The sequence below is a fragment of the Sphingomonas sp. 3P27F8 genome (assembly GCF_005502745.1).
Classification (GTDB): Bacteria; Pseudomonadota; Alphaproteobacteria; order Sphingomonadales; family Sphingomonadaceae; genus Sphingomonas.
The window spans coordinates 106493-126633 of record NZ_SCNL01000004.1; the positions used below are offsets into that span (position 1 = coordinate 106493).

General features: G+C 64.9%; 19 protein-coding genes and 1 tRNA gene. 12 read left to right on the forward strand and 8 right to left on the reverse strand.

Going from position 1 to position 20141, the window contains the following annotated elements; all coding sequences use genetic code 11:
* The first annotated feature begins 8 nt into the window (after positions 1-8).
* Both FFS35_RS06595 and dinB read left to right on the forward strand, forming a co-directional pair.
* Complete coding sequence (locus FFS35_RS06595) at positions 9-1187, forward strand: acetyl-CoA C-acyltransferase (protein WP_137786342.1); 1179 nt, start codon at positions 9-11, stop codon at positions 1185-1187.
* Positions 1188-1308: 121 nt separating this feature from the next.
* Entirely contained in the window at positions 1309-2388 is a 1080-nt protein-coding gene (gene dinB, locus FFS35_RS06600; protein WP_137786343.1) for a DNA polymerase IV, read from the forward strand.
* 3 nt (positions 2389-2391) lie between these two features.
* On the opposite strand, the gene FFS35_RS06605 is transcribed toward dinB, so the two are convergent.
* Both FFS35_RS06605 and FFS35_RS06610 read right to left on the reverse strand, forming a co-directional pair.
* Entirely contained in the window at positions 2392-3291 is a 900-nt protein-coding gene (locus FFS35_RS06605) for an ROK family protein (RefSeq protein WP_137786344.1), read from the reverse strand.
* Entirely contained in the window at positions 3291-3734 is a 444-nt protein-coding gene (locus FFS35_RS06610) for a MarR family transcriptional regulator (protein WP_137786345.1), read from the reverse strand. Before FFS35_RS06610 ends, FFS35_RS06605 begins: the two co-directional genes overlap by 1 nt.
* Before the next feature lie 82 nt (positions 3735-3816).
* On the opposite strand from FFS35_RS06610, the gene hppD reads away from it, so the two are divergent.
* The 4 genes from hppD to FFS35_RS06630 all read left to right on the forward strand — a co-directional run bounded on the left by hppD (position 3817) and on the right by FFS35_RS06630 (position 7565).
* Entirely contained in the window at positions 3817-4854 is a 1038-nt protein-coding gene (gene hppD / locus FFS35_RS06615) for a 4-hydroxyphenylpyruvate dioxygenase (RefSeq protein ID WP_137786346.1), read from the forward strand.
* Positions 4855-4939: 85 nt separating this feature from the next.
* A complete protein-coding gene (gene hmgA, locus FFS35_RS06620) occupies positions 4940-6253 on the forward strand; it encodes a homogentisate 1,2-dioxygenase (RefSeq protein WP_137786347.1) in 1314 nt (437 codons plus the stop codon).
* On the forward strand, positions 6250-6600 hold the full coding sequence (locus FFS35_RS06625; RefSeq protein WP_137786487.1) for a Rieske (2Fe-2S) protein: 351 nt from the start codon (positions 6250-6252) through the stop codon (positions 6598-6600). Before hmgA ends, FFS35_RS06625 begins: the two co-directional genes overlap by 4 nt.
* Positions 6601-6665: 65 nt before the next feature.
* Positions 6666-7565, forward strand: coding sequence for an alpha/beta hydrolase (locus FFS35_RS06630; RefSeq protein ID WP_137786348.1), 900 nt, complete (start codon positions 6666-6668; stop codon positions 7563-7565).
* A gap of 19 nt (positions 7566-7584) precedes the next feature.
* Here FFS35_RS06630 and FFS35_RS06635 read toward each other — a convergent pair whose 3' ends face one another.
* Entirely contained in the window at positions 7585-8571 is a 987-nt protein-coding gene (locus FFS35_RS06635) for an NADP-dependent oxidoreductase (protein WP_137786349.1), read from the reverse strand.
* 122 nt (positions 8572-8693) lie between these two features.
* Positions 8694-9665, reverse strand: a complete 972-nt coding sequence (locus FFS35_RS06640; protein WP_137786350.1) for a DUF2171 domain-containing protein — start codon at positions 9663-9665, stop codon at positions 8694-8696.
* Between the two features lie 244 nt (positions 9666-9909).
* Here FFS35_RS06640 and FFS35_RS06645 point away from each other — a divergent pair.
* A tRNA-Ala gene (locus tag FFS35_RS06645) sits at positions 9910-9985 on the forward strand.
* Between the two features lie 202 nt (positions 9986-10187).
* The gene (locus tag FFS35_RS06650; RefSeq protein WP_137786351.1) at positions 10188-10985 is read left to right on the forward strand and encodes a methyltransferase domain-containing protein; all 798 of its coding nucleotides are present in this window, start codon (positions 10188-10190) and stop codon (positions 10983-10985) included.
* Positions 10986-11072: 87 nt separating this feature from the next.
* Here FFS35_RS06650 and FFS35_RS06655 read toward each other — a convergent pair whose 3' ends face one another.
* A complete protein-coding gene (locus FFS35_RS06655) occupies positions 11073-13688 on the reverse strand; it encodes a PAS domain-containing protein (protein WP_249341495.1) in 2616 nt (871 codons plus the stop codon).
* 141 nt (positions 13689-13829) lie between these two features.
* On the reverse strand, positions 13830-15356 hold the full coding sequence (locus tag FFS35_RS06660; RefSeq protein WP_137786352.1) for a catalase: 1527 nt from the start codon (positions 15354-15356) through the stop codon (positions 13830-13832).
* Between the two features lie 232 nt (positions 15357-15588).
* Here FFS35_RS06660 and FFS35_RS06665 point away from each other — a divergent pair, with 232 nt between their 5' ends.
* The 3 genes from FFS35_RS06665 to FFS35_RS06675 all read left to right on the forward strand — a co-directional run bounded on the left by FFS35_RS06665 (position 15589) and on the right by FFS35_RS06675 (position 18428).
* Positions 15589-16338: an isocitrate lyase/phosphoenolpyruvate mutase family protein gene (locus FFS35_RS06665; protein ID WP_137786353.1), complete on the forward strand. Its 750-nt coding sequence runs from the start codon at positions 15589-15591 to the stop codon at positions 16336-16338.
* A gap of 83 nt (positions 16339-16421) precedes the next feature.
* Positions 16422-17678: an MFS transporter gene (locus tag FFS35_RS06670; protein ID WP_212742181.1), complete on the forward strand. Its 1257-nt coding sequence runs from the start codon at positions 16422-16424 to the stop codon at positions 17676-17678.
* A gap of 45 nt (positions 17679-17723) precedes the next feature.
* Entirely contained in the window at positions 17724-18428 is a 705-nt protein-coding gene (locus tag FFS35_RS06675; protein WP_249341497.1) for a Crp/Fnr family transcriptional regulator, read from the forward strand.
* On the opposite strand, the gene FFS35_RS06680 is transcribed toward FFS35_RS06675, so the two are convergent.
* On the reverse strand, positions 18415-18882 hold the full coding sequence (locus tag FFS35_RS06680) for a hypothetical protein (protein ID WP_137786354.1): 468 nt from the start codon (positions 18880-18882) through the stop codon (positions 18415-18417). The two genes, FFS35_RS06675 and FFS35_RS06680, sit on opposite strands and share 14 nt — an antisense overlap.
* 139 nt (positions 18883-19021) lie before the next feature.
* Here FFS35_RS06680 and FFS35_RS06685 point away from each other — a divergent pair, with 139 nt between their 5' ends.
* Positions 19022-19537 carry a GNAT family N-acetyltransferase gene (locus FFS35_RS06685; RefSeq protein ID WP_137786355.1) on the forward strand — a complete coding sequence of 172 codons (516 nt, stop codon included), beginning with the start codon at positions 19022-19024 and terminating at the stop codon, positions 19535-19537.
* A gap of 9 nt (positions 19538-19546) precedes the next feature.
* On the opposite strand, the gene FFS35_RS06690 is transcribed toward FFS35_RS06685, so the two are convergent.
* A complete protein-coding gene (locus FFS35_RS06690) occupies positions 19547-20080 on the reverse strand; it encodes a superoxide dismutase family protein (RefSeq protein ID WP_137786356.1) in 534 nt (177 codons plus the stop codon).
* Positions 20081-20141: the final 61 nt, after the last annotated feature.

Sequence of the window (20141 nt, forward strand, 5' to 3'; positions counted from 1 at the left end):
AACAAGCCATGCGTTCCGCCGTCATCGTTTCCACCGCCCGCACCCCGATCGGCCGTGCCTATCGCGGGGCGTTCAACAACACCGTATCCCCGACGCTCGCCAGCCACGCGATCAAGGCGGCCGTCGAGCGCGCCGGGATCGAGGGCGCCGAAGTGCAGGACGTGGTGTTCGGCTCCGCGCTTCAGCAGGGCGCGCAGGCTGGCAATATTGCCCGCACGTCGCTGTTGCGCGCCGGCCTGCCGGTCACCGTGTCCGGGATGTCGCTCGATCGCCAGTGCGCCTCGGGCCTGATGGCGATCGCCACCGCGGCGAAGGAGATCATCGTCGATAACATGGACGTCGCGATCGGCGGCGGCGTGGAGTCGATCAGCCTTGTCCAGACCCCGCAGATGCGCGTGCAGCCCGATCCCGAACTGGTGGCGATGCACAAGGACATCTACATGCCGATGCTGCAGACCGCCGAGGTGGTCGCCAAGCGTTACGGCATCAGCCGCGATGCGCAGGACGAATACGGCTTCCAGTCCCAGCAGCGCACGTCCGCCGCGCAGGCCGCCGGCAAGTTCGATCAGGAGATCGTTCCCGTCACCGCCACCATGGCGATCGTGAACAAGGAAACGAAGGAAGTATCCCACAAGGAAGTCACGCTCGCCAAGGATGAGGGCAATCGCCCGGAGACGACGCTGGAGGGCCTGAAGGCGCTGGCCCCGGTGCTCGGCCCCGATCTCAACATAACCGCCGGCAACGCCTCACAGCTGTCGGACGGCGCATCGGCCAGCGTATTGATGGAAGAAAAGCTCGCCGAGAAGCGCGGGCTTACCCCGCTTGGCCGCTATGTCGGCATGGCCGTCGCCGGCACCGAGCCGGATGAGATGGGCATCGGTCCGGTCTTCGCGATCCCGAAGCTGCTTGAGCGCTTCAATCTCAAGATGAACGATATCGGCCTGTGGGAGCTCAACGAGGCGTTCGCGGTGCAGGTGCTTTACTGCCGCGACAAGCTGGGCATTCCCAACGAGCTGCTGAACGTCAACGGCGGCGCGATCTCGATCGGCCACCCCTATGGCATGTCCGGCGCGCGCATGACCGGCCACGCGCTGATCGAAGGCAAGCGGCGCGGCGCGAAATATGTCGTGGTCACGATGTGCATCGGCGGCGGCATGGGCGCGGCCGGATTGTTCGAAGTGCTTTAAACGCCGGCGCAACGGCGCATCAGGCGCCTTTGCCGGGAACCCCGGTCGCGATCAGCGGCCGGGGTTTTTGTTGGTGTTCCCGGCCTGTTCCTCAAGCGGATATTGTGGCATCAGGCACGGCGTGTCGGACGCCGCTTCCCCGCGCAAGATCATCCATGTCGACATGGACGCCTTCTACGCGTCGGTCGAGCAGCGCGACGATCCCGCGCTGCGCGGCCGCCCGGTCGCGGTGGGCAGCGCGCAGGCGCGCGGGGTGGTCGCGGCGGCAAGCTATGAGGCGCGCGCTTTCGGTGTCCGCAGCGCGCTCCCCTCCGCAACCGCGCTGCGGCGCTGCCCCGATCTGGTTTTCGTACGCCCGCGCTTCGACGTCTATCGCGCGATCAGCCAGCAGATCCGCGCGATCTTCGCGGATTATACCGCGCTGATCGAACCGCTCTCGCTCGACGAAGCCTATCTCGACGTTACCGAGGACACCCGCCAGCTCGGCTCCGCGCGCGCGATCGCCGAGCAGATACGCGGCCGGATCCGCGCCGACACCGGGCTGACCGCGTCCGCCGGCGTCAGCTACAACAAGTTCATCGCCAAGCTCGCCTCGGACCAGAACAAGCCCGACGGCCTGTGCGTGATCCCGCCGGCGAAAGGCGCGACGTTCGTGGCGACGCTGCCGGTTTCACGCTTCCACGGCGTCGGGCCGGTGACGGCGCGGCGCATGGCGGCGCTCGGGATCGAGACCGGAGAGGATCTGCGCGGGCAAAGCCGCGAGTTCCTGCGCGCGCATTTCGGCAGCTACGCCGATTATCTTTACAATGCGGCGCGCGGGATCGACGAGCGCCCGGTGCGCGCGGACCGCCCCACCAAATCGATCGGGGCGGAGCGCACCTTCGATCGCAACCTGACCGATGCCGCCGAAACCATCGCGGCGCTCGATCGCGTCGCGGAGGCGGCGTGGGAGCGGATCGCGCGCAGCGGCGAGCGCGGGCGGACCGTGACGCTGAAATTCCGCCGTGCCGATTTCCGCACTTTCACCCGCTCGCGATCGCTCGCCGATCCAGTGACGGATCGGGCACAATTGGTCGCCATCGGCCAGACGCTGCTCGCGCGCGAATTTCCCGTCGCCGGCGGCATACGCCTGCTCGGGCTGACGCTTTCAGGGATTTTGGACGCACATGAAGGGGCGCAGCCGGCGTTGCCGCTCGGCTGAGCCTCAGCAGTCCGCCTGCTCCAGCGCCAGTTCGCCGAGCACGATCGCGCCCAGCGGCCCGGCATCCGCGCCAAGCCCGGCGCCCACGACGAACGTCTCGATCTCCTCCACCTCGGGCAGCGCGACATAGCCGCCCAGGGAGCGCCGCAGGCCCGCCCGGATCACCGGCAGCAGGAACGGGTTGCCCACCATCACGCCGCCACCCATCACGATGCGGCGCGGCACCCCCGTCATCACCAGCGTATGGAGCAATTGTGCCAGCGCATGCGTCACCGATTCCCACACGGGATGATCGGGCGACAGGCTCTGCCCCTCCACACCCGTCCGCGCACCGATCGCGGTGCCGGAGGCAAGCCCCTCCGCACAGGCGCCATGGAACGGGCATGATCCGGGCCAGTCATCACCCGCGAGGCGAACCGGGCGCACATGGCCCAGTTCGCCGTGGGTCATCCCGTCCACAGGTCGCCCGCCGGCCACCAGCCCGACGCCGATCCCCGTCCCCACCGTCACATAGGCCAGATCGCCCAGCCCTCGCGCCGCGCCCCAGCGCGCCTCGCCAAGCGCCGCGCCGGCCACATCGGTGTGGAAGCCCACCGGCACGCCATAGCGCGCGCCCAACCGCTTCGCGATGTCAGTGTGCGACCAGTGCGGCTTGGTGGTGATCGTGATGCTGCCGAAATCCGGCGAGCGCCGATCGATCGAGATCGGCCCGAAGCTGGCGATCCCGAGCGCGGCGAAATCGCGCCATCCGTCGATCGCCGCTTCCAGCGCGGGCAGCGTTTCTTCCGGTCGCGTGGTGGGCACGCGAACGCGCTCCAATATCTCGTCGGGCCCGCGCGCCAGGATCGCGACGCACTTCGTGCCGCCAAGTTCGATCCCCGCGACAAGCGGAGCCTGCGACATCAGACGGTTTCCAGGACCGCCGCGTCGATCCGCCGCAGCATTGCCATGAAACCCTCAAGCTCCGCCGGATCAAAGCTCGCGAAGATGCGCCGTTCCAGCTCCAGCGCCTTGGGCGCGATCAGCGCGTATAGTTCCCGGCCCGAATCGGTGAGCGACAGCAGATGCGAGCGCTTGTCGGCGGTATTGGGGGCGCGTTGCAGCAGCCCGCGCTCCACCAGCGCGATCGCGGCGCGGCTGACGGTCACCTTGTCCATGCGGGTCCGCTCGCCGATGTCCGCCTGATTGATCCCATCACCCTCCGCGATCACCGCAACCAGCCGCCATTCCGGGATGGTCAGCCCGAACATCGACTCATACGCTCGGGCGATCCGGTCACTCACCAGATTGGAGGTGATCGACAGGCGATACGGCAGGAACCGATCGAGTTGCAGGCGCTTGGTCATCGTGGATAGCGTAGCATTTGACACCACAGGCTCAACACGCGATATTGGTTTCAATTGATACCATATCACGGAAAGAATCGCCATGACCGCCGACAATCCGCTTGGCCTGAACGGGTTTGAATTCGTCGAGTTCACCTCGCCCGATCCGGAAGGGATGGGCAGGCAGTTCGAGCAGCTTGGTTTCACGGCGACGCATCGCCATCCGACCAAGAACATCACCCGCTACAAGCAAGGCCGCATCAACCTGATGCTCAACCGCGACGAGGCGGGGCGCGTCGCCTCTTTCCGGGGCGAGCACGGGCCGTCGGCAAGCGCGATGGCGTTCCGCGTCGCCGACCCGGTGGCGGCGATGAAATGGGCGCTGGAGCATGGCGCGAAGCCCACCGACGAAGACGACACGGTGATCCAGGGTATCGGCGGCAGCTACCTCTATTTCATCGCGGACGGCATCGACCTTTATGCCGACTGGGCGGAAATGCCCGGCTGGCGCGAGGCGGAGGCGAAGAACAACGTCGGGCTGGATCTCCTCGACCACCTTACCCACAATGTGCGGCGCGGGCAGATGCGGGTGTGGTCGGAATTCTACCGCACGCTCTTCGGCTTCGAGGAGCAGAAGTATTTCGACATCAAGGGCAAGGCCACCGGCCTGTTCAGCCAGGCGATGATCGCGCCCGACAAGGCGATCCGCATCCCGCTCAACGAAAGCCAGGACGACAATTCGCAGATCGAGGAATTCATCCGCGAATATCAGGGCGAAGGCATCCAGCATCTCGCGCTCACCACGCCGGACATTTACGACACGGTGGAGCGCCTGCGCGCGCGTGGCGTGAAGCTGCAGGACACGATCGAAACCTATTACGAGCTGGTCGACAAGCGCGTTCCGGGCCACGGCGAGGATCTGGAGCGGCTGCGCAGGAACCGCATCCTGATCGACGGCTCGGTCGAAAATGACGAGGGTATCCTGCTGCAAATCTTTACCGAGAACATGTTTGGCCCGATCTTCTTCGAGATCATCCAGCGCAAAGGCAATGAGGGCTTCGGCAACGGCAATTTCCAGGCGCTGTTCGAGAGCATCGAACTGGATCAGATCCGGCGTGGCGTCATCAAGGTCGATGCCTGACCGGTGACGGAGGTGTAGGCTTGCGCGCTATGCGGCGCGATTGCGCGGCCATCGACCGCCTGGCTGTGAACTAGAGAGGCACAGGATGAACGACCATTCCCGCATCGACGCGCAGGCGGCCGCCGCCGCCTACACACCCGGCTTCGGCAATCATATCGCGACCGAGGCGGTGGCCGGCGCGCTTCCGATCGGCCGCAATTCGCCGCAGAAGCCGCCTTTCGGCCTGTATGCCGAGCAGCTTTCCGGCACTGCCTTCACCGCCCCGCGCCATGAGAACCGCCGCTCCTGGCTTTATCGGCTGCGTCCCTCCGCCGAGCATCCCGCGTTCACCGCCTATGACGGCGCGCCGCGCTTTTCGCCCGCGACGCCGCCGGAGCCGCTGGCACCGAACCGGCTACGCTGGGATCCGGTTGCCGGGTTCCCCGCCGGCGCCGATCTGATCGACGGCATGACGACGATGCTCGCCAACGGCGATCCGGCGCATCTGGAAGGCGTCGCGCTCCATCTCTACGCCGCCGATCGGGACATGATCGACCGCGTGTTCGTGAATGCCGACGGGGAATTGCTGTTCGTGCCCCAGGAAGGGCGGCTTGAGCTGCTGACAGAAATGGGCCGCATCGCGATCGCGCCGGGGCAGATCGCGCTGGTTCCGCGCGGCGTGCGTTTCCGTGCGCTCCTGCCGGACGGCGCGGCGCGCGGCTATGTCTGCGAGAATTACGGCAGCATGTTTCGCCTGCCCGATCTCGGCCCGATCGGCGCCAACGGTCTCGCCAATCCGCGCGATTTCGAAACGCCGGTGGCGTGGTTCGAGGATCGCGACGAGCGCATCGAGGTGATCCAGAAATATCTCGGCCATTTGTGGCATGCCGAACTCAGCCACTCACCGTTGGACGTGGTGGCATGGCACGGCAATCTAGCCCCGTATCGCTATGATCTTGCGCGGTTCAATACGATCAACACCGTCAGCTTCGATCATCCGGATCCCTCGATCTTCACGGTGCTTACCTCGCCCAGCGATGTGGCTGGGCGCGCCAACGCCGATTTCGTGATCTTCCCGCCGCGCTGGATGGTGGCCGAGGATACATTCCGGCCGCCGTGGTTCCACCGCAACGTGATGTCGGAGGCGATGGGGCTCATCACCGGCGCCTATGATGCGAAGGCGGAAGGGTTTCGCCCCGGCGGGCTTTCGCTCCACAATCTGCTTTCCGGCCACGGGCCGGACAAGGCGACGTGGGACGCGGCCTCGAACACTGCGTTGCAGCCGCACCGGATCGGCGGCACGATGGCGTTCATGCTCGAAAGCTGCTGGCCCTATCGCCCCACCCGCTTCGCGCTGGCGCATGCCCAGCCCGATTACGATGCGTGCTGGGCCGATTTCCCCAAGGCGACCCTGCCCTGACCGAACGCCTGACCGCCACCCCGCCCGGCATCGCTCTCGGCCCGCTGGAGCAGATCGCCGACGGCGCGGCGCGTGGCTTCGTGATCGAGATGCGCGCAGGGCGTTTCCACGGCTTCGTCGTGCGGCGCGGGGCAGGCGCGTTCGGCTATGTCGATCGCTGCCCGCATATGGGCCTGCCGCTCGCCCAGAAGCTTGACGATTATGTCGCGGGCGGAATAATCGCCTGCGGCTGGCACGGCGCGGTTTTCGACATCGCAAGCGGCAAATGCCGTGGCGGCCCCTGCCCCGGCACGAGCCTCACGCCCTGGCCGGTGACGGTGCTTGACGGAACCATCCATACCGCCTGAGCCTTTATGTTGCGATTTCGTGACAGACGGGGCATGGTCCCCGGTTTGAAGGAGGCGCGGGCGCGATGGCACGGGTTGCCGCCAACGGCATTGAGATCGAATATGATGAATTCGGCGCGCCGGACGCCCCGGCGGTGCTGATGATCATGGGGCTGGGCGCGCAGCTCGTACGCTGGCCGATGAACCTGGTCGAGGCGCTGGTGGCGCGCGGCTATCGCGTGATCCGGTACGACAATCGCGATGTCGGGCTTTCCACCAAGTTCGATGCGATGGGCACGCCAAGCTTCGCGCTGATGGCGGTTTCACACATTTTGCGTCGCCCGGTTCGCGCGCCATATTCGCTCACCGACATGGCCGCCGACGCGGTCGGGCTGCTCGACGCGCTCGGCATCGAGCGGGCGCATATCGTCGGCGCATCGATGGGCGGCATGATCGCCCAGCTTTTCGCCGCGCACTGGCCGGAACGCACGCTGTCGCTCACGTCGATCATGTCCACCACGGGCAACCCTGCCCTCCCGGGCGCGTCGCTTCAGGCGATGGGCATCCTGTTGCGTCGCCCGCGCAGCGCTGACGTGGAGGCGATCGTGGCACATGGCGTGCGCGCGTCGAAGGTGGTGGCCGCCCGGTTGCAGGAAGACGAGGCCTTCATGATGGAGCGCTATCGCGAGGAAGTGACGCGCAATCACCATCCGGCTGGCTTCGTGCGTCAGATGGCCGCGATCCTCGCAGACGGCGATCGGCGCGCGCGGCTGAAGGCGATCACCGCCCCGGCCGTCGTCGTGCACGGCACGGAAGATCCGCTCGTGCCTGTCGAGGGGGGCCGCGATACCGCGGCCCACGTGCCTGGCGCGCGCTTGGTCGAAATACCCGGCATGGGCCACACGTTGCCGCCGGACGTGATCCCGGCGGTGGTGGCTGCGTTCGAAAGCGTCGCCAACCCGCAGCGGATGTCCCGCGCCGCCTGAGGGTTGGCGACGCGATCCATCAGACGCGAACGAGCATCTTGCCGGTATTCCCGCCGGTGAACAGCCCGCGGAACGCCGCCGGCATTGTCTCCAGCCCCTCGTGCACCGTTTCGTGGCGCTTGAGCTTCCCCTCTTTCAGCCACGCGCCCATATCGCCGTAGAATTCATCGACACGCGTAAAGAAATCGCTGACGATGAAGCCGCGGATATTGATCCTCGCGCCGATCACCTTGGCGAGATAACGCAGTTCCTGAGCCTTCCCGTCATTGTAGATGTCGATCATGCCGCAGATCGCAAAGCGCGCATTCATCCGCGCAGCGAGCAGCGCAGCGTCCAGATGCTCGCCGCCGACATTGTCGAAATAGACGTCTATCCCTTCCGGCGCAGCCTCCATCAGCCCGCGCGTCACCGAGCCCGCCTTGTAATCGACGACGTGATCCGCGCCGATCTGCTTCACCCAGGCGCACTTTTCCGCCCCGCCGGCCGAACCGATGACCGTCATGCCCTTGGCCTTGGCGATCTGCACCACCGTCGAGCCCACCGCGCCCGCTGCCGCAGATACGAATACCACATCGCCCGGCTTCGCGGACGCGATGCTCAACAATCCGAAATACGCCGTCATACCGGGCATGCCGAGTTGCCCCAGATAGGCCTGATCGTCGACGCCCAGATCCGGCAGCTTCTGCGCCTCGGCAGCGTTCAGCACCGCCTCCTCGCGCCAGCCGAGCATGTGCTGCACACGCGTACCGACCGGCAGATCCGGGCTGTTGCTTTCGACGACTTCGCCAATCGCGCCACCCTCCATCGGCTCGCCCAGGACGAACGGCGGGACGTAACTCTTCACGTCATTCATCCGCCCGCGCATATATGGATCGACCGAAAGCCACCGGTTCGCCACCCGCACCTGCCCGGCGCCGAGAGATGCGGAAGGCACGTCGATGAGCGCGAAATTTTCATCGGCAGGGACACCCGAGGGGCGTGATTTCAAACTCCAGGCACGCGGCATCGCTCTACTCCTTGATGGTTCGATTCGAGCATGCGGTATGGCGAAGCATCACATAAATGCAAGGGGGCCGGACGTTGCCGCCCGGCCCCCCGCTTGCCCGCTCGAAAGCGCGCGACTGACCGTCAGCGGGAGAAGAATCCGCCGCTTGTCGCGTTGTTCGCGTTGTCGCGCGTCGTCGCATTGGCCGAGCTGGTCGTGCTGCGATCATTGTCGCCGAAGAACGCCTGGTTGCGCTCTTCGTCGCGCCAATGCTTCTTCGCCTCGTCGGCCGTCTTGCGCAACGTCACGTTGCCATCGACCTTCTCGATCCAGCTCGACGGGATCGAGTGATGACGGCCACCGGCATCCTGATCGCTTTTCGTCAACAGGATACGATCACCGCGTACCTTATCCACCGTGCCGACATGGGACCCGTCCGAGCCGAGCACTTCCATATGCTCTTCAACGCGGTTCAGCGAGTCGCGCTGAGTCTGCCGGCCGGCACGCCAGGCGCCGAACTCGTTCTGGAATTTGGCGTGATGCTCGCGCCGATATTCGTCGTAATCACGATCGAGCGCGGCGATCTGGCCGCGGCGCCAGTTGCCGTAATCGGAGTCGCGCTCGTTGCTCCAACGATCACTATAGCGTTCATCATTCCACATGTCGGCCTGGCGCCGGCGCTCCGCCTCGTCATCGCCGAACCACGAGCGAACTTCGTCACCGGCGCGCGCGAAAAAGCCGCGCTCGTCATAATCATAGTCCGGCGTATTGCGCGCGAAACGTCCGCCCTGATCGCGGTAGCGGCCGGTATTACGGTCATCGTCGTCCCAGTGGCGCCGCTGACCTACGTCCTCGAAACGGCGACCATCAGAGGAGTAGCTGCCATGATAGTCCCGCGACTGATCGGTACGATCATAGCGCGTACGATCCGCGTAGCCGGAGCGCCCGTAGTCCCGCTGGCCGTAACGCCCGCTATCCTGACGAGCGCGATCGGCCCCGTAATTGCCGGCCGCCAGATAATCGCGCCCGCTCGAATAGGTATAGTCCCGGCCCGAGCCATAATCCCGCCCATAATCAGCCGGATCGCCGCTGCGTGGATAGCGTTCGTAAGCCATCGCTTCTCTCCAAAATCGTTGCCGTCACGATGCCCGAATGCGTCTGTGCGAGCGGGCATCGATAGCCAGAAGAAGCCGCGAAAACCGTTATCGTTCCAATCGTTACGGGGATGTACCGGGCAACTGCCGCACCACGAAAGCGTCCTGTCGCAGGGTAAAGTTTTGTGCCTGTTCGCGGGAGGCGTTGCATCCCCGAAAAGAGGAAGCTATGGGCGTCGCTCCCCGGCTGCGCCGGGCACCGGGCGGGGCCGTAGCTCAGATGGGAGAGCGCTGCAATCGCACTGCAGAGGTCAGGGGTTCGATTCCCCTCGGCTCCACCAGCCCAATCCAAAACATCTAGCGAACAGTCAATTACCGGTGTTTGCCGATCTGGCGTGCGCGGCGAATGCGGCGCTCTGGAATTGAGGAACGGCCACCTGGCACGGCTCGCTTTTCTTGACCGCGACCGCGCCTTTTCGGCTATCGCATCTTCCGACCTGAGCACGATGCGTTGCGCTTAGCCAAATATACGGGAGATGATCGATGCGTGTCCTTGCCCTCGCGCCACTCGCCCTCGCGCTTTTACCTGTCGCCGTGACAGCGAAAGACGCCGTGCCGTCTGCGGCGCTGGTCGCTTCGGTGAAGGCGGACAGCCGCACCCCTGCGAACGTGGCCCGCGACCGGTATCGCCACCCCGCCGAGACGCTCGCCTTCTTCGGGGTGAAGCCTACCGATACCGTTGTCGAGATCTGGCCGGGCGGCGGCTGGTATACCGAGGTGCTTGCGCCATATCTGGCGAAAAGCGGCAAGCTGTATGCCGCCGGACCGAGCGAACGCGGGCTAGGCGCGGTACGCGCGCTCGCCACTGCCAGACCGGATATCTACGGCGGCCTGCACTACGCGATCTTCCCCGCTGCGGACGGCCAGGCCCGTGTGCCTGCCGGCACGGCCGATGTCGTGCTTACCTTTCGCAATATCCACAACTGGCGCTTCGGCGCTTCGGACCAGACCCAGGCGGCGTTCGACCAGATGTTCGCAATGCTGAAACCTGGCGGGATACTCGGCATCGAGGAGCATCGCCTCCCCGAGGATCAGGCGGGCGTGGAGGAGGGCAAAAGCGGCTACATGAAGCGCTCTTCCGTGATCGCCTATGCCACGAAAGCGGGCTTCCGGCTGGTGGCGGAAAGCCAGATCAACGCGAACGCGAAGGACACGCATGACTATCCGGGCGGCGTCTGGACGTTGCCCCCCACCTTCGCCGAAAAGGACAAGGATCGCGCACGCTATGCCGCGATCGGCGAAAGCGATCGCATGACGCTAAGGTTCGTCAAACCACGCTGAGCAAGGCTGCCACCGCCGGGATCGGGAGGCCTTCCCCGATCCCGGCGGTAGCGGGCGCAAACGCCTCTTCACGCGCGCCGCTCAACCCTAATTGGCGGCGCCGAGAAGCGCGCGAACACGCGATGCGAATGCCTCCATCGCAAATGGCTTGGTGATGACATGCATGCCCGGCTCGAGATGGCCGTGATTGAGGACGGCATTTTCGGCGTAGCCGGTGATGAACAGCACCTTGAGCCGCGGCCGGTTCACACGAACCGCATCGGCAAGCTGCCGGCCGTTCATCCCGGGCAACCCGACATCCGTAACCAGCAGATCGATATGGCGATCGGGCGTCAGCATCTTTAGCGCGGCGGGGCCATCGGCTGCCTCCAGCGTTTTGTAGCCAAGCCCCGCAAGCGTCTCGGTGACGAGCATTCTGATCGATTCCTCGTCATCCACCACCAGCACCGTTTCAGTCCCCGCCGCGCGCGGCACGGTGGACAGCGTGGCGGCTTCCGGCTCCACGAACGCCGGCTGTCCATCGACCGGCAGATATATGGTGACCGTCGTCCCCGACCCCGGGGTCGAGTGGATGCGAACCTGCCCGCCGGATTGCCGGGCGAAGCCATAGACCATCGACAGGCCCAGTCCCGTTCCGCTCCCGATCGGCTTGGTGGTGAAAAACGGCTCGAACGCCCTCGATATGGTTTCCGGCGCCATGCCCGTGCCCACGTCGCTGACCGACACGCAGACGTAATCGCCCGGTTCGATATCCCGCTCGCGGCCGGCGCGCGCATCGACATGGCGCGCCTGAGTGCCGATCATGATCCGCCCGCCATCCGGCATCGCGTCGCGGGCGTTGATGCACAGGTTAAGCAGCGCATTCTCAAGCTGGCTCGGATCGACCAGCGTGGAAGTAAGCCCGTCCTCCAGCGAGGTCTCAACGATCACCGATGGCCCGACCGTGCGCTGGATCAATTCCTCCATCCCCGAAATCAGGGCATTCGGGTCGGTCGGGCGCGGATCCAGCGTCTGTCGGCGGCTGAAAGCAAGCAACCGATGCGTGAGGGCGGCGGCGCGCTTGGCGGCTGCCTTTGCCGCCTCGACATAGCGGTCCACGTCTGCGCCGCGACCCTGTGTGAAGCGCAACTGGATCATTTCCAGGCTGCCGCTGATCGCGGTGAGCAGGTTGTTGAAATCGTGCGCCAACCCGCCAGTCAACTGCCCGACGGCCTCCATCTTCTGGGACTGACGCAATGCCTCTTCGGCGGTCACAAGATCGGCGGTGCGCTCTGCGACCTGCCGCTCAAGCGAGGCGGCGAGATCAGCCAGATCACGCTCCGCCCGCCGCCGTTCGACCGCGTCGCGCGTGCGCTCTGCGACTTCGCGCACGAAATCCAGATCATCGTCCGACCACTGCCGCGGCTCCGCGTGGTTCAAGAACAGCAGCGCCACCAGGCCGCCCTGTTCGGTCAGCGGCATGTTGATGAACGAACGCGCGCTGATTGCCTCAAGCACCGCCGAGGTTTCGGCCGTGCGGGGATCGAGCCGGGAATCCTCGACGATAGCCGTTTCGCCGCGTTTCAGCTCCTCTATGTAGCTGCCGTGGTCGCGAAAATTCAGCGTGCCCGCAATGGTCGAGACCCCCGGTGCGTTCCAGTCCCGCTCGATCGTGATGGTTTCGGCGGCGCGATCGACCAGGCCATAACCGGCGCGGGATACACCAAGCGTCTCGGCCAGTATCTGGGCAGCCGCAAAGGAAATGTCGGCAGGATCATCGAGCCTGCGAAACGCATCGTTGAGATGGAACAGTGCCTGCCGCTTGAGTTCCCGCCGCTTGGCGGTCGTAATGTCCATCGACACGCCAGCAATCCGCACGGGATTGCCCTCCGCATCAAAGAACGGCTGCCCGCGCGATGACAGCCAATGGGTAGACCCGTCCGGCCACAAGACCCGATATTCTTCGCTATATTCGCCGCGGAGCGCGCCCGCTTTCGCCATGCCTTCGACCGCGCGCGCACGATCGTCGGGGTGGATCGCGGCGATCCGATCGTCATAGCTGAACGGAACGTTCGGTGGCCGACCGAACAGCGCCTTGCACTCCTCGGACGCCGTGAGCACCTCGGTCGAGAGTTCGAGGCTCCACGTGCCGAAGCCACCGGCCTTCAGCGCGAGCGCCAGTTCCCGCTCGCGCTCCTGCTGGGTGCGCAGGCGGCTGGTGAGTTCCGCCATCAACGCGGCGTTGTCGCGCTCCAGCCCGGTGAGACGCTCGCGCTCGATCGTCACGTCCACCTGGCTGGCAAAGAAATAGGCAAGACGCTGATCGGCATCGAATACCGGCGCCATCAACAAACGGTTCCAGAACGGCTCCCCGTCCTTCCGGTAATTCCGGATGTCGACTTCGATCGGCTGCATGCGCTCGACCGCATCGTGCAGCGCGCGGATCGTTTTCGGGTCGCTGTCAGGGCCCTGAAGGAAGCGGCAATTGCGGCCGATTATCTCTTCCTTGGGATATCCGGTGAGGCGCACGAACGATTCGTTGACGAACACGACCGGGTTGTCCGGCAGACGCGGGTTCGTTATGATCATCGGCATTCGCGTGGCATGAACGGCCGCCACGAACGGATCGGTGTGCCGATCCAGCCCGGCCAGTTCGCCCGCGATTCGCTCGTCGTCGGCGATGCTGCGCCCCGACCGGCCCTTATTATCTTCCCGTTCCGTCAACGATTGCCTTCCTTCGGCAAGCGGCGAGCAACCCTGCCGCAAGCTTCCTGCTTGTCGGATTTAGCTTTGCAAATGTTGATTTTCAAACCAACGCGCCCGCGACCGGCCAGGAAATCCCGATCGACCGCGAGCGCGCTCCTGTCATTCCGCGGCTTGTGCCTCGCGAACGGCTTCGGCGGAAGCTAAACCGGGCGCCTTGGATTCACCGCCCAGTTTTTCGCGGACGCCGGCTTCGATGCGCTTACCGGTTTGCTCATCGATGTTCCGCCAATATTCAAATGCCCGTTGCAGGATCTTCTCGCTTACCCCGTCAGACAGATGGCCGACGACATTGTCCACCAGCCGCGACCGTGCCGCATCGTCCATCACATCGCGCACCAATGTGCCGGCCTGGCTCCAGTCATCGTCATCCGCGCGCAACGTATAGGCCTCGCGCACCATCTCGCCGTCAGCGTGCCACAGCCCCGCCTCGTAGGGATCGTGTTGCGCTGCGGGGCCGCCGTAGCTGTTTGGCGCGTAGACCGGGTCGGACGCCTTCTCGACCCGCATCGCGCCATCCTTCGAGTAATTGTTCACCGGCGCGACGGGCCGGTTCACGGGTATCTGCTTGTAATTGACGCCAAGACGGGCCCGATGCGCGTCGGCGTAGGAAAAGCCGCGTGCCAACAGCATCTTGTCAGGCGAGAGCCCGACCCCCGGCACGATATTGTTGGGCTCGAACGCGAGCTGCTCGATCTCCGTATGGAAATCGGTCGGGTTCCGCGTCAGCGTCAACCGGCCGACCTCGATCAGCGGATAATCGGCATGCGGCCAGATTTTCGTGAGATCGAATGGATTGATGCGATAGGTCTTGGCATCCTCATACGGCATGATCTGCCAATATAGCGTCCAGCTCGGATGGTTCCCCCCCGCGATCGCGTTGAACAGATCCCGACGATGGAAATCGCCGTCCTTGCCCGCCAGCTCGTCAGCCTCCGCCTGCGACAGATAGGCATTGCCATCACCCTGATCCGTGCGGAAATGGAATTTGACCCAGAATTTCTCGCCCTGCGCGTTCACCAGCGAATAGGTGTGGCTCGAATAGCCGTTCATCTCGCGCCACGTCTTGGGGATGCCGCGATCGCCCATGAGATAGGCGACCTGATGCGCGCTCTCGGGCGACAGCGTCCAAAAGTCCCACTGCATGTCATGATCGCGCAGATCGTTGTCGGCCCGGCGCTTCTGCGAGCGGATGAAGTTCTGGAACTTGATCGGATCGCGAATGAAGAAGATCGGCGTATTGTTGCCGACCATGTCGAAATTGCCTTCTTCGGTGTAGAACTTGACCGAAAACCCACGTGGATCACGCCACGTATCGGGGCTGCCGCGTTCCCCCGCGACGGTGGAGAAGCGCATCGCCACATCCGCCTTCGCGCCCGGCTGGAAAACGCGGGCCTTGGTGTATCGAGCGACATCTCCCGTCACCTCGAAATGCCCGAATGCTCCGCCGCCCTTGGCGTGCGGCTGCCGCTCGGGGATTCGCTCGCGATTGAAGTTCGCCATCTGCTCGAGCAGATAATGATCGTGGAGAACGATCGGACCATCCCGTCCGACCGTGAGCGAATGTTCCTGGCTCTGCACCGGTGCGCCGGCATCATTGGTAGTGCGGCGTGTGGATTGCTCTGACATCGGTGCCCTCATCATCTGGATTATCTGCTCCGATTGGTACGGGTGAGCACGCGTGAAGTTCCATGCGGTGCCACGGCAGGTGAATAAGTCGCGCCGAGCCGGCGTCTATCTTAACCCACGGCAAGAAAACGCCGTTGGATTACGAAAATCGGCGTTCCGACTTGCCGATCGGCGTGAGCACGGTAAGCAAATGAGCTACGCGTTGGTCGCGGTGTGGAGCGGGGGGAATAGTATGAGCCATTCTCACGACGCCGCGGCCCGGTTTCGCACGCTGCACGAGCGCGGCTTCTTCATCCTGCCGAATGCCTGGGATCGCGGCAGCGCGGTGCGGCTTGCCGCGCTGGGATTCAAGGCGATCGCCTCCACCAGTTCGGGCGCGGCCTGGGCGATGGGCAAAAGCGACGGCGAACTTACGCGCGACGAGGTGCTGCGCCATTTGCGGATGCTGGTCTCCGCGACCGACCTTCCCGTGAATGCCGATTTCGAAAACGGCTTTGCGGACAGCCCTGCAGATCTCGCGGCCAATGTTACGCTGGCGCTGGAGACGGGTGTAGCCGGACTATCGATCGAGGACTGGTCCGGAAGCGCGATGTATGATCGCGGCCACGCGGTTGAAAGGCTGGCGGCCGCCCGCGCGGCGATCGACGCGCTCAATCCCGATGTGATGCTGATCGGGCGAAACGAGAATTTCCGCATCCCAGACATGACCGCCTCATCCAGTATCGCGCGCGCGGTCGCTTATGCTGCGGCGGGGGCGGATTGTCTGTTCGTCCCGATGATCGCGGATCATGGCGCGGTTGCCGAACTGGTCGCGGCGGTCGCGCCGAAGCCGGTCAACGTCCTCGTTCACGACTATGACGAACGGATCGCGGGTTTCGCCGCACTTGGCGTCCGGCGTTGCAGCATCGGCGGCAGCCTGGCCAGGATTTGCTGGGACGCTTTCGATCACGCGGCGCTGCGGCTGAAGGCGTGTGCACCCTGACCTACGGGGCATCAAACGCCGCATCCGGGCGCGGCCCGGGGGAGCACGCGCCGGCTGTCACGCCGCGCCTTTCCACCCGTTCGATCGTGATCGCCGGCTGTTCGACCGTGATCGAATGGTATGATTTCACCCTCTACCTGTATCTCGCGACCGTTCTGTCCCGCACCTTCTTCGGTGGTGGCTCGGCTGGGTTGAGCGAGGCGCTGGCCGGATTTGCCATCGCCTATCTGATGCGGCCGATCGGCGCGATCGCCTTTGGCCATATCGGTGATCGCTACGGGCGCAGACCGGCGATGCTGCTGTCGATGGCGATGATGACGCTGGCGATGCTCGCGACGGCACTGCTCCCCACTTACGCGCAGATCGGATCATGGGCGGGCGGGCTATTACTGCTCCTGCGCTGCATAATGGCCTTCTCGGTCGGCGGAGAATATACCGGCGTCGTCGCCTATCTGCTCGAGGCCGCGGCTCCCGCGCGCCGGGGGCTCATCACCTCGCTGGCTTCTGCGGCGAGCGAAATCGGCGGCCTGCTCGCGGTGGGCCTTTCGGCACTGACGGTCGGCATGCTTGACGGCACAAGTCTGGATAGCTGGGGCTGGCGCATCCCGTTCCTGTTCGGTGCGGCGCTCGCTGGGCTGGTGTTGATAGCGCGCGCCGCGATCGAGGAGTCCCCCGATTTCCTGCGACAACAGGCCGAGCAGCGAGTGCCGAAGCAGCCCTTGCGACTGAGCCTTACGCATCACCGGGTGGCGATCGCGCGCGGCTTCGCGATCTCCGCGCTGGGATCCATCACTTATTACGTCGGGATCACATACGTCCCGAGTTTCCTCACCAGCGCGGGCGCGATGAGCGAAGCGAATGCGCTGTGGCTGTCCACGCTCGCGGCCGTAGCGGTGATCGCGGTGACCCCGCCGACGGGCATGCTCGCCGACCGGATCGGGCGGAGGCCGGTGCTGATCGCGCTTGGCATCGCAGCGATCCTGCTGCCGATCGTGACATTCATGTTGATGATGCAGGGCATTTTCTGGATGGCGCTGACCGGGGCGATCGCCCTCGCCTGCCTCGGCGGTGCGGTCAGCGCAATCGGCGCGGTCACCACCGCGGAGCAGTTTCCCGGTGAGGGTCGGCTCAGCGGTCTTGCATTCGGTGCGACCACGGCGACGGCTCTGTTCGGCGGCCTCACGCCCTATCTCTCGCACCTGCTGATCACGCGGACCGGCTGGCCGGTGATGCCGGGCGTCATGATCGCGATCGTCGCCGTGTGCGTGTTGCCCGTGCTGCTGAAGCTGCCGGAGACGGCATGGGCGCGGATCCGGCCGGGCAGCGGACCGCAGCGGTAATAACTATTGCTGACAAGCCGCGTATAAAGTGCGAGAAAGCATCGCGTGACCGAGGTTCCACAACGCTGCCTCGATTGTCTCGTGCGCGACACCTCATTGTGCGCCAGCATGAGCGATTGCGAGCTTGCCACGCTTAGCACCTTCGGCCGCCGGCGCGAGGTTGGGGCTGGTCAGGTCATCACCTGGGCTGGTGATCAGAACAGCGGCTGCGCCAACGTCGTGTCAGGCGCGCTCAAGGTTTCCGCCTCTACCGCCGACGGCCGGGAACAGATCGTGGGGCTGCTCTTTCCGGGTGATTTCGTCGGCCAGCTATTCGTCACCGAGGCATCGCTGACCGTCACCGCATTGACCGACACCGATCTGTGCACCTTTCCCCGCGCGAGCTTCGAGAAGGCGCTGCACACCTACCCGCGGATGGAACGCTTGCTGCTCGAACGAACGATGGCGTCGCTCGATGAAGCGCGGGAGCGGATGCTGGCGCTGGGCCGCAAGGATGCGCGCGAACGGGTAGCCGGCTTCCTGCTGGAACTGGCGGAGCGCACCGGATCGCTCGACCCGACGGGGCATGTACGGGTGCAGATCCCGATAAGCCGGGGCGAAATGGCCGGTTTCCTTGGATTGACCATCGAAACCGTCAGCCGTCACCTCACACGATTGAAAACCGCCGGAATCATCGAATTCGCCAAAGGTGAACGCGACTGCACGATCGTTAATCGCCGGTCGCTGGAAGCTATAGCTAACCCGGGCTGATGTCCGCGCGCCGCGCCGCGGCGATCCAGCTCTCCTTGAGCGCGATCGCGCGGCGACAACCATCGAAAAAGCATCGCAGCATATAGGATAGCTGCCCGACATGGGCACTTGGCTCCCGCCCGACATGCTCCCACAGCGCCGCCACCAGATCGTCGCTGTGTGTTGCATCCAGCGCATGCATCTCGCGCAACATTTCCAGTTCGGGGTCGCTCGGCCGCCGACCGGCTGGCAACCGTTCCAGCACCAGCTCCGCGCGGACGAGATGCGTGCCTCCCACCCGCATCACGCAATCGCACAGGCGACGCACCTCCGGCAGCGGCGGCAGCTTCGGCAGGCCATCGGCCAGCGCCTCCAGATCCCGGCACAATGCGCGCTGGATGGCATGATCCTCCTCGATCGTATCGAGCGTCGGTTCGATGGCTTCATGGCCTGACGGATCGGCAAGCTCGGTCATCGCAACACATCCCAGGGGCATCGACGCGGAGACTGCGCGCCCGTGCGCGGGTGCGCTTTGACGATGGTCAAAGGCGGACGAGGAGCATAGGTTCAGTGCGGCCAGCATCATCCGTCGTCCGGCATCGAAAGGTCAAGACATGCAGCAGCCTACGAGCAAACTGACCACGCGCGCCGGCACCGAACTGGACATACGGCTCGCCCAGCCGGGCGACGAGTTTCTCATCGACCAGTTCTTCGATCAGCTTTCCCCCGAAGATCGTCGTTTCCGCTTTCTGGCCACGTCAAGCCGGGTCGGCCGCTCGCTGATCGAGGCGATGACGCGTAACGACGGGCGTGACCGCACATTCCTGGCGACAGATGCCGGTAACGGCCGCCTGCTCGCGCTCGCGATGTTATGCTTCGATCCGGGCGGCGAGCGCGCCGAGGTGGCGGTCGCGGTGCGCACGGATCACAAGGCGCACGGCATCGGCTGGGAATTGATGCGCTTCGCGATGGATCAGGCGCGCGCGCAGGGCGCCCATTGGGTGGAGGCGATCGAGTCACGAGACAATGTCGCCGCGGTCAGTCTGGAGCGCGAACTGGGACTTAGCGTCGCGCCGCTGGAAGGCGACCCGACGCTCGTCAAGGTAAGCCGCAACCTGAAAGCTGATTGAGCCGCGCCCTCACCCGGCCTGGAACACCCCGCACGCGATCCGCGCACCGCTGTTACCCGCCGGATCGGTCATCAGATCGTCGGCGCTGGCATGAATGACCAGCGCGGCGCCGTCTGTGTCGAGAAGGCCGGTCATCGTCGCGCCAGGAATCATCATCGCGACCGTCCCGCGCCCGCGGGAATCGATCTCCAGATTTGGCAGATCGCCCTCGTGCGGGCCCTGAGGGTTCATCGCTCCGTGCTTCATATTGGTCGGGTTCCAATGGCCGCCGGCGCTGGCGAAATCGGGCGCGTCGCAACGACCCGCGGTATGGACGTGAGCGCCATGCTTCCCGGGCGCCAGTGCTTTCGCATCAACGGTGATGCGCAGGCCGCCCGCCACCTCCGTCGCGGTCGCGCGGCCTATATCCGCGCCAGTCGCCGATTTGAGCAGCGCCACCGCGCGAGCCCCGCCCGCGACAGGCGCACCAGTATGCATTCTGCCTTCGCCATCGTTGCACGCGGCCAGCGCCAGTGCTCCGGCCATTACCACCATCACGCGCATCACATCTTCTCCCTGAAATTCTGTTCCGATGACGAACCATTCTCGACGTGGCCCGGTTCCC

Bases quoted from the DNA above. Each gene is read 5' to 3' on its own strand.
- FFS35_RS06595 (WP_137786342.1), top strand. From the start codon at position 9: ATGCGTTCCGCCGTCATCGTTTCCACCGCCCGCACCCCGATCGGCCGT.
- FFS35_RS06605 (WP_137786344.1), bottom strand. From the start codon at position 3,291: ATGTCGCAGGCTCCGCTTGTCGCGGGGATCGAACTTGGCGGCACGAAG.
- FFS35_RS06610 (WP_137786345.1), bottom strand. From the start codon at position 3,734: ATGACCAAGCGCCTGCAACTCGATCGGTTCCTGCCGTATCGCCTGTCG.
- hppD (WP_137786346.1), top strand. From the start codon at position 3,817: ATGACCGCCGACAATCCGCTTGGCCTGAACGGGTTTGAATTCGTCGAG.
- hmgA (WP_137786347.1), top strand. From the start codon at position 4,940: ATGAACGACCATTCCCGCATCGACGCGCAGGCGGCCGCCGCCGCCTAC.
- FFS35_RS06630 (WP_137786348.1), top strand. From the start codon at position 6,666: ATGGCACGGGTTGCCGCCAACGGCATTGAGATCGAATATGATGAATTC.
- FFS35_RS06635 (WP_137786349.1), bottom strand. From the start codon at position 8,571: ATGCCGCGTGCCTGGAGTTTGAAATCACGCCCCTCGGGTGTCCCTGCC.
- FFS35_RS06640 (WP_137786350.1), bottom strand. From the start codon at position 9,665: ATGGCTTACGAACGCTATCCACGCAGCGGCGATCCGGCTGATTATGGG.
- FFS35_RS06650 (WP_137786351.1), top strand. From the start codon at position 10,188: ATGCGTGTCCTTGCCCTCGCGCCACTCGCCCTCGCGCTTTTACCTGTC.
- FFS35_RS06660 (WP_137786352.1), bottom strand. From the start codon at position 15,356: ATGTCAGAGCAATCCACACGCCGCACTACCAATGATGCCGGCGCACCG.
- FFS35_RS06665 (WP_137786353.1), top strand. From the start codon at position 15,589: ATGAGCCATTCTCACGACGCCGCGGCCCGGTTTCGCACGCTGCACGAG.
- FFS35_RS06680 (WP_137786354.1), bottom strand. From the start codon at position 18,882: ATGACCGAGCTTGCCGATCCGTCAGGCCATGAAGCCATCGAACCGACG.
- FFS35_RS06685 (WP_137786355.1), top strand. From the start codon at position 19,022: ATGCAGCAGCCTACGAGCAAACTGACCACGCGCGCCGGCACCGAACTG.
- FFS35_RS06690 (WP_137786356.1), bottom strand. From the start codon at position 20,080: ATGCGCGTGATGGTGGTAATGGCCGGAGCACTGGCGCTGGCCGCGTGC.